The sequence below is a fragment of the Melghirimyces thermohalophilus genome (assembly GCF_900102685.1).
In the GTDB taxonomy this organism is placed as follows: domain Bacteria; phylum Bacillota; class Bacilli; order Thermoactinomycetales; family DSM-45169; genus Melghirimyces; species Melghirimyces thermohalophilus.
The window spans coordinates 65,360-81,190 of the sequence record NZ_FMZA01000003.1 but is presented as its reverse complement, the minus strand read 5'-3'; the positions used below and the strand labels follow the sequence as shown (position 1 = coordinate 81,190).

15 protein-coding genes are annotated in these 15,831 nt (G+C 54.8%); 5 read left to right on the top strand and 10 right to left on the bottom strand.

The features are described from left to right. Positions 1–30: 30 nt before the first annotated feature. From BLP91_RS02865 to BLP91_RS02835, 7 genes are all read right to left on the bottom strand, one after another. Positions 31–1,341 (bottom strand): 2-hydroxycarboxylate transporter family protein, encoded by a 1,311-nt coding sequence (locus BLP91_RS02865; protein WP_091566487.1) that lies wholly within the window; start codon positions 1,339–1,341, stop codon positions 31–33. Between the two features lie 96 nt (positions 1,342–1,437). Continuing rightward, a complete protein-coding gene (locus tag BLP91_RS02860; protein ID WP_091566485.1) occupies positions 1,438–2,157 on the bottom strand; it encodes a response regulator in 720 nt (239 codons plus the stop codon). Continuing rightward, positions 2,154–3,758, bottom strand: a complete 1,605-nt coding sequence (dcuS, locus tag BLP91_RS02855) for a DcuS/MalK family sensor histidine kinase (RefSeq protein WP_091566483.1) — start codon at positions 3,756–3,758, stop codon at positions 2,154–2,156. The genes BLP91_RS02860 and dcuS overlap by 4 nt, the downstream gene beginning before the upstream one ends. Before the next feature lie 127 nt (positions 3,759–3,885). After that, complete coding sequence (locus BLP91_RS02850) at positions 3,886–4,437, bottom strand: GNAT family N-acetyltransferase (RefSeq protein ID WP_091566481.1); 552 nt, start codon at positions 4,435–4,437, stop codon at positions 3,886–3,888. Positions 4,438–4,552: 115 nt separating this feature from the next. Then, complete coding sequence (locus BLP91_RS02845) at positions 4,553–4,966, bottom strand: acyl-CoA thioesterase (RefSeq protein WP_091566479.1); 414 nt, start codon at positions 4,964–4,966, stop codon at positions 4,553–4,555. 31 nt (positions 4,967–4,997) lie between these two features. Then, positions 4,998–6,176 (bottom strand): acetyl-CoA C-acetyltransferase, encoded by a 1,179-nt coding sequence (locus BLP91_RS02840; protein WP_091566477.1) that lies wholly within the window; start codon positions 6,174–6,176, stop codon positions 4,998–5,000. A 114-nt stretch (positions 6,177–6,290) separates the two neighbouring features. Further along, on the bottom strand, positions 6,291–6,524 hold the full coding sequence (locus BLP91_RS02835; protein ID WP_091566476.1) for a hypothetical protein: 234 nt from the start codon (positions 6,522–6,524) through the stop codon (positions 6,291–6,293). A 159-nt stretch (positions 6,525–6,683) separates the two neighbouring features. Between BLP91_RS02835 and BLP91_RS02830 the strand changes: the two genes are divergently transcribed. From BLP91_RS02830 to BLP91_RS02820, 3 genes are all read left to right on the top strand, one after another. Further along, the gene (locus tag BLP91_RS02830; RefSeq protein ID WP_091566474.1) at positions 6,684–7,379 is read left to right on the top strand and encodes a uracil-DNA glycosylase; all 696 of its coding nucleotides are present in this window, start codon (positions 6,684–6,686) and stop codon (positions 7,377–7,379) included. A 314-nt stretch (positions 7,380–7,693) separates the two neighbouring features. Continuing rightward, positions 7,694–8,860 (top strand): glutamate 5-kinase, encoded by a 1,167-nt coding sequence (gene proB / locus BLP91_RS02825; RefSeq protein WP_245662060.1) that lies wholly within the window; start codon positions 7,694–7,696, stop codon positions 8,858–8,860. Next, positions 8,853–10,097 carry a glutamate-5-semialdehyde dehydrogenase gene (locus tag BLP91_RS02820; protein ID WP_091566470.1) on the top strand — a complete coding sequence of 415 codons (1,245 nt, stop codon included), beginning with the start codon at positions 8,853–8,855 and terminating at the stop codon, positions 10,095–10,097. The genes proB and BLP91_RS02820 overlap by 8 nt, the downstream gene beginning before the upstream one ends. Before the next feature lie 225 nt (positions 10,098–10,322). Here the strand turns inward: BLP91_RS02820 and BLP91_RS02815 are convergent, their stop codons facing one another. Then, positions 10,323–11,849, bottom strand: a complete 1,527-nt coding sequence (locus BLP91_RS02815) for an acyl-CoA synthetase (RefSeq protein ID WP_091566468.1) — start codon at positions 11,847–11,849, stop codon at positions 10,323–10,325. A 171-nt stretch (positions 11,850–12,020) separates the two neighbouring features. Here BLP91_RS02815 and BLP91_RS02810 point away from each other — a divergent pair, with 171 nt between their 5' ends. Beyond that, on the top strand, positions 12,021–12,209 hold the full coding sequence (locus BLP91_RS02810) for a hypothetical protein (protein WP_091566466.1): 189 nt from the start codon (positions 12,021–12,023) through the stop codon (positions 12,207–12,209). Positions 12,210–12,540: 331 nt separating this feature from the next. Then, complete coding sequence (locus BLP91_RS02805) at positions 12,541–13,566, top strand: methyltransferase domain-containing protein (protein WP_176757783.1); 1,026 nt, start codon at positions 12,541–12,543, stop codon at positions 13,564–13,566. 220 nt (positions 13,567–13,786) lie between these two features. On the opposite strand, the gene BLP91_RS02800 is transcribed toward BLP91_RS02805, so the two are convergent. Both BLP91_RS02800 and BLP91_RS02795 read right to left on the bottom strand, forming a co-directional pair. Beyond that, entirely contained in the window at positions 13,787–13,966 is a 180-nt protein-coding gene (locus BLP91_RS02800) for an ATP:cob(I)alamin adenosyltransferase (RefSeq protein ID WP_091566462.1), read from the bottom strand. A 70-nt stretch (positions 13,967–14,036) separates the two neighbouring features. Then, the gene (locus tag BLP91_RS02795) at positions 14,037–15,614 is read right to left on the bottom strand and encodes a cobyric acid synthase (protein ID WP_091566460.1); all 1,578 of its coding nucleotides are present in this window, start codon (positions 15,612–15,614) and stop codon (positions 14,037–14,039) included. Positions 15,615–15,831: the final 217 nt, after the last annotated feature.

The following is a 15,831-nucleotide window of genomic DNA, read 5'->3' as shown; positions in this document are numbered from 1 at the left end:
CCTCTTTTTCTATCCCCACCATTTCCACGGTTAAGCGAGAAGGGGAATGATCAGGCTGGCCAGAAGCAGAATCAGGGCTCCACCTAGACGGGAAGATATTTGAGCGAAGGGCATCAACTCCATCCGTCGGGAAGCCGACAAAACCGCAACATCCCCTGTTCCGCCCATATTGGCCATACACAACCCCGCGGTGATCGCCGATTCGATGGGGTAAAAACCGACCCATCTGCCGATCAAAGCGGATCCGGCTACCGCACCTAGCACAACGGAGAAAACGATCAACACATACTCGACATTAATCGCTTGCAGAACCGCCTCTAGATCGGTGTATGCCACTCCGATCCCCACCAGAAGAGCGAAGGTCCAGTTTTTCGCCACAAACCGATACCACTGGCTGGCCCCCTCTTCCAAGGTTGCGGGAATCAACCGGAAAATCTTTGCTGCCGCCACCGCCAAAATCATCAAGGCGTAAGGATGGATCGGCACCCATTGGCCCAGCACTTGACCCAGAACAAAAAAGCTTAACGCCGCCAGCAGCCCTCCCCCCATCAAGGTCATATCCAATCGGATTTTTTCAGCTTCTTGATACTCCATTCCCTTCATCAATTGTCCGTTCCCGGTCCAGTTTGGGAATCGTTTGCCAATCCGATCCAACAACCCCCCAAAAATGATGGCAAACACATTCCCCAATGCCAATGCCGGAACGAGAATCGACAGATAGTACTCCGGACTTCGCCCCATCAGCTCCGAATAAATTTGGGACATGGGAACGGCACCAGCCCCCATACCTCCCCCCATGATCGGCATGGCCACGACCAACGCAGCTTCTTTCACGTCAAAACCGATAAAAAAAGCAACCACACAGGCCAGCACAATCGATCCCAACACAGCTGCCAGCAAGGGGAAAGCGTAGCGGGCTCCCGCTTTGACCAGAAGCCGAGAATCCATTCCCAGAATACTGCCGGTAATCAAGGCAGCGATATAAAAGTCCAAAAAGCCGCCAGATTTCATAAACTGGGTGATCGACGTCACCGTCTCCTCGGGCATCCACCCGCCATACACCATCACCGCGGATGCAAAGATCGCCACAATCGCTCCACCGCCTAAAAAGCTGCGGATCACCGGGGTATGATCTCCGATCCAGCCAAACCACTCACCGAGGACGATCATAATCAATAGAGCCCCGATCATCCCCGAAGGCAATAAGTTCAGATACATGGCGACAATGGCCAACAGAGAAAAAAGTGCGAACAGGGGGAGAGGGATACCATATATTGCAAGCCCTTTCAATCGATCCCACGATAAATGGCCTGATAAATTTCCTTGCTCCATTCTTTGCATCGTCATCCTCCTTGGCTATCAACCTCCTTTCATCTTATATCCCCCCTGAACGGAGCACCCAGAAATAATAAGCAAACAAACCATTTTGTAAATAAATTAACTCCGTGTCCCCACATAAGGTTGAATTCGTTCTCGATGATCCCGGGTCAGGTAATACCGGTAAACCGGCCGGCCCACTTCCCGATATTGCATAGCGACAGAGAGATACCCGATCTTGACTAGAAACTTCAAATATTTGGACGTGGAAACGCGGGAAATGCCGGCTACCTGAGCCAGGTCACCAGTAGAAAATCCCGCCTTCGTTTGCTGAATGCTCTCTACCACCCGTTCCAATGTGGTAAACGTTAAACCTTTGGGCAATTCCGGCGTCGGTTCGTCAGACAAACTGCGGGACTGGAGGAGTCGGTCCAGCTCCTCCTGGCTCCATTCTTCCTGTCCGCGCATCAACTCCAGCTCTTTTTGATAGGATTCGAGAGACTGTCGCAACCGTTCAAATTCAAAGGGTTTGATTAGATAATCCGTCGCCCCTAGTCGCAGGGCAGTCTGAATGTGCTGCACATCGCTGGCGGCGGAGATGACGATCACATCGATTTCCTCCTCGGTGTATCGGAGCTCCCGCAGCAGTTCCAGTCCGTTCTGCCCCGGCATAAAAATATCTAATAGTACCAAATCGACACGATTCTGGGCTAAAAGATGGAATACCTCGGATCGCTCCGACGCCCAACCGACACAACGAAAGCCCGAGATCGCCTCCACGTACCGTCGGTTGATGGTTGCCACCATCGGGTCATCTTCCACGATCAATACCTGGATCATGAGCTCACCTCCTCCCGTTCTCGGGGCAAATCCACCTGAAAGGTTGTTCCATCCTTTCCGGAGCTGAACCAGAGGGTCCCCCCCAACCTTTCCACACTCTGCTGTACCAGGGTCAACCCAAAACCCCGATCCTCTCCCTTCGTGGAAAAACCTCTCACAAAAATATTCCGTCTCAGCACTTTCGGGATCCCGCCACCGGTATCCGAAACCGAGAGCGAAAGTTGGGTATCCGATGCCTTCAGTACGAGATCAATCTCCTTTTGTCGTGCCTTTCGCACCGCTTCCAAGGCATTGTCAATCAAGTTGCCCACAATGGTAACCCACTCGTCGACCACATGAGCCTCCGGAGACTTCGGCCAACTTCCTTCCCCCGTAAGATGTAGCTCGACCCCCTGCTCCCGAGCCGCACTCATTTTACTCAACAGAAAGCCAGCCAACACGGGGTCCTTCACCAGCCGGGAGACAGATCCCACCTCCAGCTGATAATGATCGGTCCATTGCCGAATATACCCGGAGAGTTCTCGATACTCCCCGATTTCCACCATTCCCAATATCACATGGAGGCGGTTCATAAATTCGTGGGTTTTAGCCCGCAGGGCTTCGGCATACATCTTGACGCCGGTCAGCTGTTCCGCCAGCTGTTTCACCTCCGTCTTGTCGCGAAAGACGGCCAACGCTCCGATGACATGATGGTCCACTAGGATCGGAGCCCGGTTGACAAGCAGAGTCAACCCGTTCATTTGCAATTCTTGATCCTTTTGCAGGGAGCGGTTTTCCACCACCTCCTTCAATCGAAAGCGAGGAATGATCTCTTCCGCCTGTCGCCCGATGAGATCGTCAGACAGCCCCGCCTTTTGAAAGAGACGGACCGCTTCCCCATTGGCCAGAATCACTTGCCCTTCCCGATTGACAGCGACGATCCCTTCCCGGACCGACTCCAGCATCGCGTTTCTTTCTTGCAGGAGTCTGGCGATTTGAAGCGGCTCTAGCCCGAACAGCACTTGTTTGACCTTGCGGGCCAGCGCCCAGGCACCCAGGATGCCGACCAAGAGGCCAAAGCCGATGGCGGGGTAAAGGACACGCAAGCGGCGGCCCACGGCCTCTTCCACCCGGTCCTTCATGAGGCCGACAGCCACCACCCCCACTTGCTTCCCTTCTCCGTTTTTAACCGGGACAAAAGTGCGCAGGGACGCCCCTAAGGTTCCCTCCGCCACCGAAGTGTAGGAGTCGCCATGAAGGGCTTTCCCCTCATCCCTCCCGACAAAGCGTTTCCCGATCTTCGCCGGGTCCGGGTGGGACCAGCGTATCCCGTTCATATCCATCACCACGATAAACCGAACCCCGGTTTTGCGACGAACCTTTTCCGCGAAGGATTGGATCGCGCCCTCTTCTCCCTTTCCTTCCAGGGATTGAACCACCACCGGGGAGAGGGCGACGGACTGCGCGATCCCCATCGCTTGATCGGACAAGCGCCGCTCCGTTTCCTCCACCATCTCCTCCCCGACCAAGATTCCGGTTACGGACAAGGCCAGGATCACCACTGTGCAAACCAACAGGGTGATAACATGCCGCAGACTGAATTGAAATCTTCCGAATCGCATCGGTTTTCCCTTCCATTGGCCGAAAAATCTATAAAGAGTTTATCCATGATCATGATAGACGGCAAACGAAGCACTCTCTATCTAGCAAATATCCAGGACTCCTGTTCGACTAAACCTATTCCAAAGATCATTTTTGATCTTTCCACTCAGAAGCCAGAATCCCATACACGAGACAATCATCCCAGCGACCATCAGCCAGGAGATCTCCCTGTTTCAGGGTTCCTTCATGGCGCATGCCGAGTCGCTCCATCACACGGCGGCTTCTGTTATTCCCTGCGGCACAGCGGGCCTCGATCCGGTGAAGGCCTCGCTCCTGCACCAGATCATCCAAGAGGCGGCTGACGGCGGCTGTTATGATCCCGCGCCCCTCAACATCCTTTCCCAGCCAGTAACCGATCACGGCTGTCTGGTTTTGCTGATTGATGGTATTGGCACCGGTCACCCCGGCGAGTTTACCATGGGCCCAAATGCCAAAATGAGCCTCCCTTCCCTCAGACAATCCCCTGATCGCTCCTCGGATGAAATCCTCCGTATCCTTCGGGGAACACGTTCCATCGACAAAGGGCAACCAAGGATTCAGGTGATCCCGGTTCACATCCACCAACCGATACAGCTCCCAAGCATGATGAGGCTCCAGCCACTTGAGATCCACATCTTCCCTGACTCGTTCACTAAACATTTCAGATGCCAGCTCCTTTCCTCTGCAAAAGGGTAACCATCACCACATGGCAGACGCCATCGATGATCAAGGAGACCCCGACCCTCCCCAGGGAAAGTCGGGGTCCTTCTCCTTGTTATCGGTTTTCCATCGGCTCCACCTGGTGGGCTTTCAGCTTCTTCACCCAATCATCGGGGATGGGAATACTTTGTTGCTTCTCGAAGTCGAAATAAACCATGACCGACTCCGAGCGGCCCACAGGGACACCGCTGTCAGCGTCCAGGAGCTCCTGCCCAAGGCGGAAACTTTTGTTCCCGATGTGGCTGATGCCGGTGCGGACTTTTAACCTCTGGTTGAAGTACACCTGCCGCAGAAAATCGCAGCTGATATGCCCCAGGATAAAGGGCCATTCCGACATGCCCATGGGAGCACCCAATTCCTCGAAAAATTCCACCCGCGCCTGTTCCAAGTAGACAAAATAACTGGTGTTGTTGACGTGGCCCAAGGCATCGGTTTCACAAAAGCGAACCTTGATCTCTGATTCGATCATGGAATCCCTCCTCTGCTGATGACTCTGATATTTAAACGGCTTCCACGACCATAGCGATCCCCTGTCCGCCACCGATGCAGAGGGAAGCCAGCCCGTATTTTTTGCCCTGCCGTTTCAATTCGTACAAAAGGGTTAACAGAATGCGGGCCCCACTCGCTCCCACGGGATGGCCGAGGGCGATGGCTCCGCCATTTACGTTGACGATCTCCCGGTTTAGCCCCAGATCCTTTTCCACCGCCAGGTATTGGGCGGCGAAGGCTTCATTGATTTCCACCAAATCGATCATTTCCAGATCCAAATCCGCCCGTTTCAAGGCGAGACGGCTGGCGGGTGCGGGACCGATCCCCATGATCGTCGGATCGACGCCGCACACCGCCCAGCTGAGGATGCGGCCGAGGGGTTGGACGTCCTGCCGCTGGGTCGCCTGTTCTGACGCCAAGAGCAGGCTGGCCGCTCCGTCGTTGATACCGCTGGAGTTGCCGGGGGAGACGGTACCCTCCTTTTTAAAAGCGGGCTTCAGTTTGGACAGACCTTCCAGGGTCGTTTCCGGACGGATATGCTCGTCCCGGTCCACTTGTTTCGTCCCTCTTTTGCTCCGGACCGTCACCGGTACAATCTCTTCTGCGAAGCGGTCCGATTCCCGGGCGGCCAGCGCTCGCTGTTGGCTTCGGAGCGCGAACTGATCCTGCTCCTCCCGGGAAATGGCGTATTGTTCTGCCAGGTTTTCCGCCGTCAATCCCATCCCTAACCCGCACTGCTTATCGCTGAGGGTTTCGGATAAGGTGTCGGCTAGCTGCCCGTCCCCCATCTTCATCCCCCAGCGGGCTTTACGCAAGACATAGGGGGCCTGGCTCATGTTTTCCGCCCCACCGGCCAGCCCCAGCTCCGACTCTCCCAGCTGGATCGACTGGGCAGCGGAGACCACCGCCTGCATACCGGAACCGCAGAGGCGGTTGACAGTCAGCGCCGGGCTTTCGATGGGCACTCCCGCCTGCAGGGCGATGTGCCGGGCCAGGTAGGGAGCTCCGCGATGGGTTTGAATCACATTGCCGAAAACCACGTTGTCTACACGGGACGCCTCTACGCTCGCCCGGTGGATCGTCCCTTTCGCCGCGGTCACCCCCAACTCCTCGGCAGATACGTCGACAAAAGATCCTCCGAAGGTGCCGAAGGGGGTGCGGGCACCACTTACAATATACACATCTGTCATTGGTTGCACTCCTCCTGGAAGTTGGATTGATTGAAGCAAGCCTTCACAACCATCATACAAGTCTGAATGATTCATCTCTAGAAAAGAAAGGGGGGTCATTCATTCTACTGTCTATCATTTTTCGATAGGGGAGGGATTGATGCTCCTCCCGCAACGGGGGCAGGTGAAAGAAAAGGTGACTTGATACCAGGTCATCGAACACCCCGGGCAGCGGTGGACGGGCTCTTTTTTCGATTGACACAATGCTTCGGCGTGTAGTCGATCACGGGCATGTTTGACGATCTGTTCCGTCTGTTTCAGCGGCAGACCGTACTTCCGGGCCAACTCTTCCGTCAGGCGGTCATACACAAACTTTCCCTTCCTTCCTTAAAGGTGACCGTAATGGTTATCCAATTCGTTTTTTAGATGGGAAAAGCCTTTTTTCACCCCACTCCTTTCCACGGGGAACAAACCGTGGTACAGTCTCGGAAGAAAAGATGAATCACCATCCGACGGAGGCGACGTCCATTGGCCTTTTCATTGCCCAATGACTGGAAAACGGTCATGTCCGATGAACTGGAGCAACCTTATATGAGGGAACTGTACCACTTTTTGCAGTCGGAGAGAAGACAACATCCCGTATTTCCCCCGGAGGAGGACCTTTTTTCCGCCCTAGCGCTCACTCCCTACCAACAGGTGAAGGTCCTGTTATTGGGACAGGATCCCTATCACAGGGAGGGACAAGCCCACGGCCTCTCCTTCTCCGTCCGTCCCGGTGTTCCCTTGCCCCCTTCATTAAAAAACATATTTAAAGAGTTACAGGCGGATGTGGGGATTTCCATTCCCAAACACGGTCACCTCACCTCTTGGGCACGGCAGGGGGTATTGATGCTGAATACGGTATTGACTGTCCGCGCCCATCAACCTCACTCCCACAAGAACAAGGGGTGGGAAACCTTTACTGACGCCATCATCCGTAAAGTCAATCAAAAGGAGGATCCAGTGGTTTTTGTGCTGTGGGGAAATCCGGCAAAAAAGAAGAAGAAATGGATCGACACCGAGAGGCACACGGTGATCGAATCGGCCCACCCCTCCCCTTTGTCCGCCAGGCGAGGCTTCTTTGGCAGCCGGCCCTTTTCGGCGATTAACCGTGCGTTGAGAGCAGCGGGGCATCGTGAGATTGATTGGACGATTCCGGATCTGGACTCAAAAAGAGCACATTGACAGAACCACGGGACCCGTGCATAATAATAGCAACGAAAACGGACTCGTTTTGCAAACGCGATGACGGAGGCCAGTAAGGCCGGCTTACCGATCAGAGAGCGGAATCCACAGGCTGTAAGGTTCCGTCGGGATGCCCGCCCTAACCCACCTCCAGCAGCGGACGGCGACCAAGCCGAACCGGCCCCGGCCGTTATTCCGGTACGAGACGGGCACATCATGTGCCAATAAAGGTGGTACCGCGGAAGAACCCTCTCTTTCGTCCTTTTATGGAAGAGAGGGTTCTTCTTTTATTTGCAAATACAGAGGTGTCAGCATTGGACCAGGAAACCATCATAGTCAAAATCGGAACATCCTCTTTAACCGACGAATCCGGCCGACTAAATACCGCCCGCCTCCAACGCCACGCAGACTCCCTGGTGCAACTGAAGCAGGCGGGATATCGGGTGGTGTTGGTCTCGTCAGGAGCCATCGCCGCCGGCTTCCACGAGCTGGGGCTTAAACAACGCCCCCGCACCCTCGCCGGGAAGCAAGCGGCCGCCGCCGTGGGGCAGGGACAGCTGGTGCAGCGTTACCGGGAAGCTTTTGCCGCATCGGGCACCTCCTGCGCCCAAGTGCTGCTCACCCGAGGGGATTTCGACGATCGAACCCGTTTTTTAAACGCCCTCAACACCTTAAACTACCTGCTGGAACGGGACTGTGTTCCGATTGTCAACGAAAACGACTCTGTCGCCGTCGATGAGATCCAGTGGGGAGACAACGATACCCTGGCCGCGCTGGTAGCTGGCTTGCTGCAAGCCAAGTGGCTCTTGTTGGTCACCAACACCGACGGTCTCTATACCGCCAACCCGACTACGCAGCCCGATGCGGAAAAGATCCGCCATTTGCATCGGATTGACGAAACCCTTCTCTCCCGTATAGATGACAGCAAATCCAGCCTAGGCAGCGGAGGGATGCGTTCCAAACTGCTCGCCGCCCAAAAAGCCTCCCAAACCGGGGTCCAAGTCTATATCGGGACCACCGGCGAACAGATCGGCTGGATGAAGAAAACGGTCCAAGGTGACGGCAGCGGCACCTATATCGACGCCATCCCCCACCGGATCAGTCGCAAGGAACAATGGATCTCCTCCCACTCTCGCCCCCGCGGTCGGGTTACCGTGGATGCTGGCGCCGCCAGAGCCTTATTAGAAGCAGGCGGGAGTCTGTTGCCTTGCGGGATCGTCTCCGTCCACGGTCCCTTCGATTCCGGAGAACTGGTGGAGGTGATCGGACCGGATGATCGTTCCCTGGGTCGCGGCCTTTGTCGTTATTCCTCCCCCCTGCTTCAGCAAGTGAAAGGCCTGCAAACAGAGGAAGCCGCTCGGATCGCCCCCCACCATCCCGAGGAAGTGATTCATCGGGACGATTGGGTCCCTGTCAAACAACAGCCCTTAAATCAGAACCTCGAACCTCAAGCTGGGAAAGGAGAAGGAAAACATGAGTGATGTGCGGCAAAAAGCGAAAGCGGCCAAAGGAGCCGCCAAGAGATTGGCCATCCTCACACCGGAGGAAAAAAACAAGGCTTTAAAGACCATCGCCCGCGCCCTTCGGGATCGCAAAAAGGAGATTCTGGAACAAAACCGTGAAGATCTCCGCGCCGGGGAACAAGCCGATCTGTCCACGGCGCTGATGGACCGGCTGAAACTGACTGATGAGCGTCTGGATGGTATGGCTCGGGGACTGGAAGAGTTAATAGAGTTGCCGGATCCAGTAGGGGAGGAATTGGAGACAATTCATCGGAAGAACGGGCTGCGGATCCAAAAAGTGCGGGTGCCCCTCGGTGTCATCGGTATGATTTATGAAGCCCGTCCCAATGTCACCGTGGACGCCGCCGGTCTTGCGCTAAAAACGGGGAACGCCATCCTGCTCCGAGGCTCTTCCTCCGCCTTCCGCTCCAATATCACGTTGGTCCAGGTGATGCAGGAGGCCTTATCCGACACTTCCTTGCCGCCGGAAGCGATCGGGTTAGTAGAAGATCTCAACCGGGATGCGGTACAAGAAATGTTGACCCTGAAGGATGGGATCGACGTGATCATCCCCCGGGGTGGATCCGGCCTCATCCAGCGGGTGGTGCGGGAATCCACCGTTCCGGTGCTGGAAACCGGTGTAGGTAACTGCCACATCTACATCGATCGCTCCGCCGATCCGCAGATAGCGCAAACGATTGTCATCAACGGAAAAACCGACCGCCCCGGCGTCTGTAACGCCACCGAAACCCTCCTCGTCCACCAAGATTGGGCGAAGGAACACCTACGCCGCCTCTGTCACGCTCTGGGCGAACACCAGGTGGAAATCCGGGGCTGCTCCCGCACCCGGGAGCAGTTTCCCGAAGCTGCTCTTGCCGATGAAACGGACTGGGAGACGGAATATCTGGACCGGGTATTGGCTGTTAAGGTGGTGGATTCGGCGGAGGAGGCGATGGAGCATATCGATCGCTACGGGACCCGCCACTCGGAAGCCATCATCACCGAAAACGACGACATCGCTCGCCGCTTCCTCCAAGGAGTCGATGCCGCCGCCGTCTACCACAACGCCTCCACCCGCTTCACCGATGGATCCCAGTTCGGTTTCGGTGCCGAAATCGGCATCAGCACCCAAAAGCTGCACGCCCGCGGCCCAATGGGACTCAAAGAGCTCACCTCGTACAAGTATCACGTGCTCGGCTCCGGCCAGGTGAGGTGAAAACGGGTAGATAAAACCTATAAAAGTAAACGGACCGCATGATTTGCGGTCCGTTTTCCAATTAGGCTTACGTTGCTTCAACCAATAACTTTTCACCTAAAATGATTATTATATCATGCGATATTTCATCGCCTGTGTTTTGGGCTGGTTTCGTCTATTATCAAACCGTGGGCTTACACCCACAAAAAACCGCTGACCGTCCAGCCGGTCGGCGGTTTTTTGTGATTACCTCTTCACCCCCGCATAGGCTTCCCGCAGCTGTCGCTTCAGAATTTTGCCCGATGCGTTGCGGGGCAGATCGTCTAGGAAGTGAACCCGTTTCGGGACTTTGTGGGCGGCCAGCCTCTCTCTGGCGAAATGGATCAGCTCGGCTTCCTCCAGCTGTTCTCCTTCTTTAAGCACGACGATGGCGGTGACCGCTTCGATCCACTTGGGATCCGGTGTGGAGATCACCGCCACTTCTTTGACGGCAGGATGGGGATAGATAGCCTCTTCCACATCCCGGGAGGCGACCAGGACCCCGCCGGTGTTGATCACATCCCGTTTGCGGTCGACGATGTAGATGTATCCCTCCTCATCGATCCGGGCCAAATCCCCGGAATGAAACCAACCTTCTTCAAAGGCTTGTTCCGTCTCCTCGGGCTTGTCCCAGTACCCTTGGCAAAGTTGGGGAGAGCGGTACAAAATTTCACCGATGCCACCCGGCTCAACATCCCGCATCTCATCATCCACCACCCGCATCTCTACAAACAGGACCGGTCGGCCTGCTGAATCGGGACGATCCCGATGGGCTTCCGGACGCAACACAGTAGCCAGGGGCCCGATCTCCGATTGGCCGAAACAGTTGTACAGGTCCAGGTCCGGCGCCGCTTGACGCAACTTTTCCAATACCGGCACCGGCATGATGGAGGCGCCGTAATATCCTTTGCGAAGGGAGTCGACCTGAAAAGCGGGGTGATTCAACAGAGAGATCCAAACCGTGGGCGGGGCAAAAAAGCTGGTGATCCCCTCTTCCTTCACTACCCTCAGGATCGTCTCCGGATCGGGAGTTTCCAACAGCCGGTTGGTCGCACCCAGGATGAGATACGGCATGAGAAAAACATGCATCTGAGCCGAGTGGTATAAAGGCAGGGCATGAAGCGGAACATCCTCCCCTTGGAAGTCCAGGGCCTGAATCGAGCTGATATACTCGTAGATCAGGGACCGATGGGTCATCATCGCCCCCTTGGGAGCAGAGGTGGTGCCAGAGGTGTACAAAAGCTGAACCAAATCCGTATCCTCCAGCTCCACCGCGGGAGGTTCCGCCGGGCCTTTTTGGGCCAGTCGCAACGTATCCAAATCCTCTCCGTCCCGTAGGGATCCGACAACCTCCAGCTGCAGCCGGTCCCGGACCGCCTCCACCTCGGCGGCCAATCCCGGATCGCAAAAGAGAGCCCGGCTGCCGGACTGCTTGATGATGTAGGCCAGCTCCTCTCCCTTCAGAGCATAATTGACCGGAACATGGACCAACCCCGCCTTAGCCGCTGCCAACCAGAGAAGAAGATAGCCATCGGAGTTGCGCCCATAAGCGGCCACCCGATCCCCTTTCTCCAACCCTGCTCCCAGCAACTGGCGAGCCAACCGATTGGATGCTTCATCTAATTCCCGATAGGTCCAACGTCGGTTGGCAAAATGTAAAGCGACCTGTTCTGGATTTCGCCTCGCACTTCTATGAATCAGATCCCCAATTGTGTTGCGCCACACCGGTTCCATCCGCTTCACTCCCTTTCCGCTTATCCATTGTGCATTCTATTCAGATTTTACACGCAATTAGGCAAGTTAATCAACTAAGCGGCCACTTGCTAAAAATGCTCTTCCTTTGTCTCCTGTCTGATAAGATGGGAAGGTTCATCGTAGAAACTGTGAACTGAAGGGAAACAACGATTGGCAATGAACAAACTGCAGAAGGTGACGAAGGAGGAAGCTATCAGTCATACCGAACCTTGGCTAAAGAATTGTTGGAGGGAGACAGATTCCATCACCCTCCTGGCCGCCGGCGCCAAAGGCGATAACAGTCAGATCCACTTGAGCACCTCTTACCGGATACTTTTCTATAAATGTAAAATTGACTGAGAACCTATTTTGCAGGCTTTTAGCTGCTCCCCGTAGCAACTGGAACCGTTGGATGCAGTCGTGTCGCTAATCATTCTAGTTACTGATTTTGCTTGATTCGTCTAGTTGTCGTCTCATCATCGTTAGATAAAAATCGACAATCGAAATCATATTTGATAAGCATCTACTAAATGTAATAAGATAGCCGTGTTCTTAATGGATGTTTTAAGGGCTTTTTCTTGCGGCTACATTTGTAAGTAATGAACAAAAAGGCCCATTGGTTGCTTTCCAAACCTTCCGCGTTCAAATAGACAGCCTGCACGTAATGCCAGTGAAATTGGAGGAGAAGTCAATGAAGTCCACCCGATATATGGCCACTGTTCTGCCGGGACTGGAGGATATCGCTGTCGATGAAATTCAGCAAAAATTTCCCAAAGATCGATTGCTATCGACATCGCGCGGAAAAGTTTTTTTTGAGTCTTATCTACCAACGGATCATCATTTTCAGTTGAAAACCGTCGATCATCTATACCTTTTCATCGGTCAATTTTCTGTGGGGCCCCATAAAAGGCATTTATCGCAAATAGAAGAACGGGTGGCGACCTTTGATCTTTCATTTGCGAAAACGAAAGAGGGATTCGAGGAAGGCTATTTTGTCAATGCAAGCCGGAGAGGAAAGCATACCTACAGTCGGTTTGAAGCAGCTGAAGCAGCGATGCGGGGTATCGCCAGCCGTTATCCTGGATGGACCCAGGGGACCGCACACCATCATTCTCTGGAGTTCCGACTGGATCTGGATGGGGATCAAGCGGTGTTTTCCCTTCGTTTGACCGACTCCTCTTTTCGATACAGGGGCAGGAACCGTTTGTTTTCTCCCGCTGCTCTTCGACCGACGGTCGCTCATGCCCTGGTCTGGTGTTCCTCCCCTGCGGCGACGGATTTATTTGTCGATCCCTGTTGCGGATCGGGTACGATCCTCTCGGAACGACTGAATTATCCCTTCACTGAAATTAGGGGGGGAGATCTTTCAGAAACGGCGGTTCGCACTGCCAGAAGTAATCTGGGGGAGGGGGTTTATCCCGGGGTTCAGAGATGGGATGCCAGACAACTCCCGCTGGATCGCGGTTATGCAAGTAAGTTTGTCAGCAATCTCCCCTTTGGTCGTCAAACGGGGAATCGCAGCGAACTGGGAGAACTGTACGATCAGTTGATAAGGGAGACGTCCAGAGTATTGAAACCCGGCGGAATCGCCATTTTTCTGACAGAAGAAGGCTCCTTGCTCCGCCGTGCGGCTGATCGAAATTCTCTCGATTGTCAGGAGTGGTTCGAAATCAGTTTGAAAGGTCTCCGACCAGCTATATACCGATTGCAGAAATAAATACCTTCGTCCGATTCAATCGATCGAGAAAAAAGCCCTGGCCTTTTTTGGCGCGGGGCTTCGTCATAAATGAGAGATAGCTTGTAATAGCGTTCCTTCAATATTTCCTTGCGGAAACGGTTCTTGAACACCTCACGTCCCCGTTCGTACTGAATATCTTCCCGTTTTTCCCGGGCATTGGTGGCACGGGCCATGGCGAAAAACAGATCCGACAGGCGGTTCAGATATCGGGGGCTTCGTGATTGATTTCATCGTTCAAAGTCATTGTGACCGCCCGGCGGACCACCGTTCGGCGGATGTGAAGACTGGAGGCGATCGGGGTTCCGCCGGGCAGGATAAATTTTTTCACCGTGGGAGCTAGTTGCCAATAACGGTCCCCAAGGTTCCAAGCGTTCCACATGTTCCGCCGTGATTTTATACGGGCGTTTTTCCTTGATCACGGCCAGGTCGCTCCCCACATCAAACAATTCCTACTGGATTCCGTCAGCACCTGGATAAGGTCTTGTAGAGTGACTCGTCCCGCTGCACCATCCCAGGTATTGATACAGCCGTTTCAGATCGACATGGTCGCGGACATGATCCGCCAGGCGGTCAAAGGCGGCCTCCCGTCGGTCCCGAAAAGAGGTGGTTTTCTCCACCGGGCTCCATCCCTTTTCTCGCCGGATATCATCGAGCCAGTCTCTTCGGAAGGCGTCGTTATCAAAAATGCCGTGGAGATATGTTCCCCAGTGACGGCCGTCGGCGGTGATCCGACCCTCCTCCCTTTCCGCCTCCCCATCAGCTGTCACCCGGAGCAAGGGCTCCCCTTCTTCAGGTGCAAGGATGCGGGAATTCCCCATATGAATCTCGTACCCTTTCACTGTCGTCCCAAACAACCTTTTCCAGGCTGAATGCCGGACAGCGACCCTTCCCTTCACCCGGAGGGTCCTTTTTTCGGAGGAGAAGCGGGTAACCAAGGGGAAAACGCCTAATCCCTCCGCTTCCTCATGTTCCGACTCCACCCCCTCGGGATCCCTCATCTGTTGACCCATCATCTGAAATCCTCCGCAGATCCCCACCAACCGGGCCCCCTTCGCCATCTGGTTGCGAATGGCTTCCGGCAGCTTCTTCTCCACCCAATAGAGCCAATCCGCCAAGGTGTTTTTGCTGCCGGGGAGGATGATCGCATCCGGTGATCCCAGGTGTTCGGTACGGTTTACATAGACCAGCTCGACATCAGGCTCTCCTTCGAGGGCGTCAAGGTCGGTAAAATTGGAGATGTGAGGATGGCGGATCACCGCAATCCGAATGCGGTCCTTCCCGCTTTCCGGTTGCCGGCGACTACCCAGGGTGACGGAATCCTCCGCCTCGATGTCGATATCCGGCAAGAAGGGGATGACACCCAGCACCGGCTTGCCAGTCCGCTTCTCCAGCCAACATAGGCCAGGCTCCAGCAGGGAGGGATCCCCGCGAAATTTATTGATCAAAAAACCGATTACCCGCTGTTTCTCCTCCGGTTCCAAAAGTTCCATCGTCCCTACAATCTGGGCAAACACGCCGCCCCGGTCGATATCCGCCACCAGCAGAACAGGAGCGTCAAGCCTTTTGGCCAGGCTCATATTCACCATTTCCCGATCCTTCAAATTGATCTCCACCGGACTGCCGGCCCCCTCGATCACCATCACCTCCGCCTGCTGCTGCAGACGCCGGCAGGAGTCTAAAATGATCGACCATGCCTCCTGATGAAAATCCTCCCGATAGGAACGGGCATCCATCTCTTCGTGGGATCGCCCCCGAAGGACGATCTGGGAGCGGGACTCACCGGAGGGCTTGATCAGGATCGGGTTCATATCCGCTGTCGCCTCCACCCCACAGGCTTCCGCCTGTACCCCTTGAGCGCGGCCGATCTCTTTCCCGTCCCGGGTTACATAGGAATTGAGGGCCATGTTTTGCGATTTGAAGGGAACCACGGACCAGCCTTCCCGCCGAAACAGCCGGCAGAAAGCCGTGGCCAAAACACTTTTACCCACATCGGAGCCCGTCCCTTGTAACATCAGCCTTTTTTCCATCCCTATCCCCCCATTCCTCGGACCTGGCGGTCATCCACTTCCGACTGCCGCGGCTTTTTATGAATTCGGTAGGTACCCTGTAACAATCAATCGCTCCCCTTCTCCATGGTTGGTCGTTCTGTGGATGATTATCTCACGGGAGCCGAAGAGTGAAGTTTCACCCCGATGCCGTCGGTAGAGGGTTCCGGATTCTCTGTAGGAATGATACGGTCAACGG

Coding starts and splice junctions, on each gene's coding strand:
- BLP91_RS02840 (WP_091566477.1), bottom strand. CDS start 6,176: ATGACAGATGTGTATATTGTAAGTGGTGCCCGCACCCCCTTCGGCACC.
- BLP91_RS02865 (WP_091566487.1), bottom strand. CDS start 1,341: ATGCAAAGAATGGAGCAAGGAAATTTATCAGGCCATTTATCGTGGGAT.
- BLP91_RS02815 (WP_091566468.1), bottom strand. CDS start 11,849: ATGGAACCGGTGTGGCGCAACACAATTGGGGATCTGATTCATAGAAGT.
- dcuS (WP_091566483.1), bottom strand. CDS start 3,758: ATGCGATTCGGAAGATTTCAATTCAGTCTGCGGCATGTTATCACCCTG.
- BLP91_RS02800 (WP_091566462.1), bottom strand. CDS start 13,966: ATGTGGAACGCTTGGAACCTTGGGGACCGTTATTGGCAACTAGCTCCC.
- BLP91_RS02850 (WP_091566481.1), bottom strand. CDS start 4,437: ATGTTTAGTGAACGAGTCAGGGAAGATGTGGATCTCAAGTGGCTGGAG.
- BLP91_RS02860 (WP_091566485.1), bottom strand. CDS start 2,157: ATGATCCAGGTATTGATCGTGGAAGATGACCCGATGGTGGCAACCATC.
- BLP91_RS02845 (WP_091566479.1), bottom strand. CDS start 4,966: ATGATCGAATCAGAGATCAAGGTTCGCTTTTGTGAAACCGATGCCTTG.
- BLP91_RS02820 (WP_091566470.1), top strand. CDS start 8,853: ATGAGTGATGTGCGGCAAAAAGCGAAAGCGGCCAAAGGAGCCGCCAAG.
- BLP91_RS02795 (WP_091566460.1), bottom strand. CDS start 15,614: ATGGAAAAAAGGCTGATGTTACAAGGGACGGGCTCCGATGTGGGTAAA.
- BLP91_RS02805 (WP_176757783.1), top strand. CDS start 12,541: ATGAAGTCCACCCGATATATGGCCACTGTTCTGCCGGGACTGGAGGAT.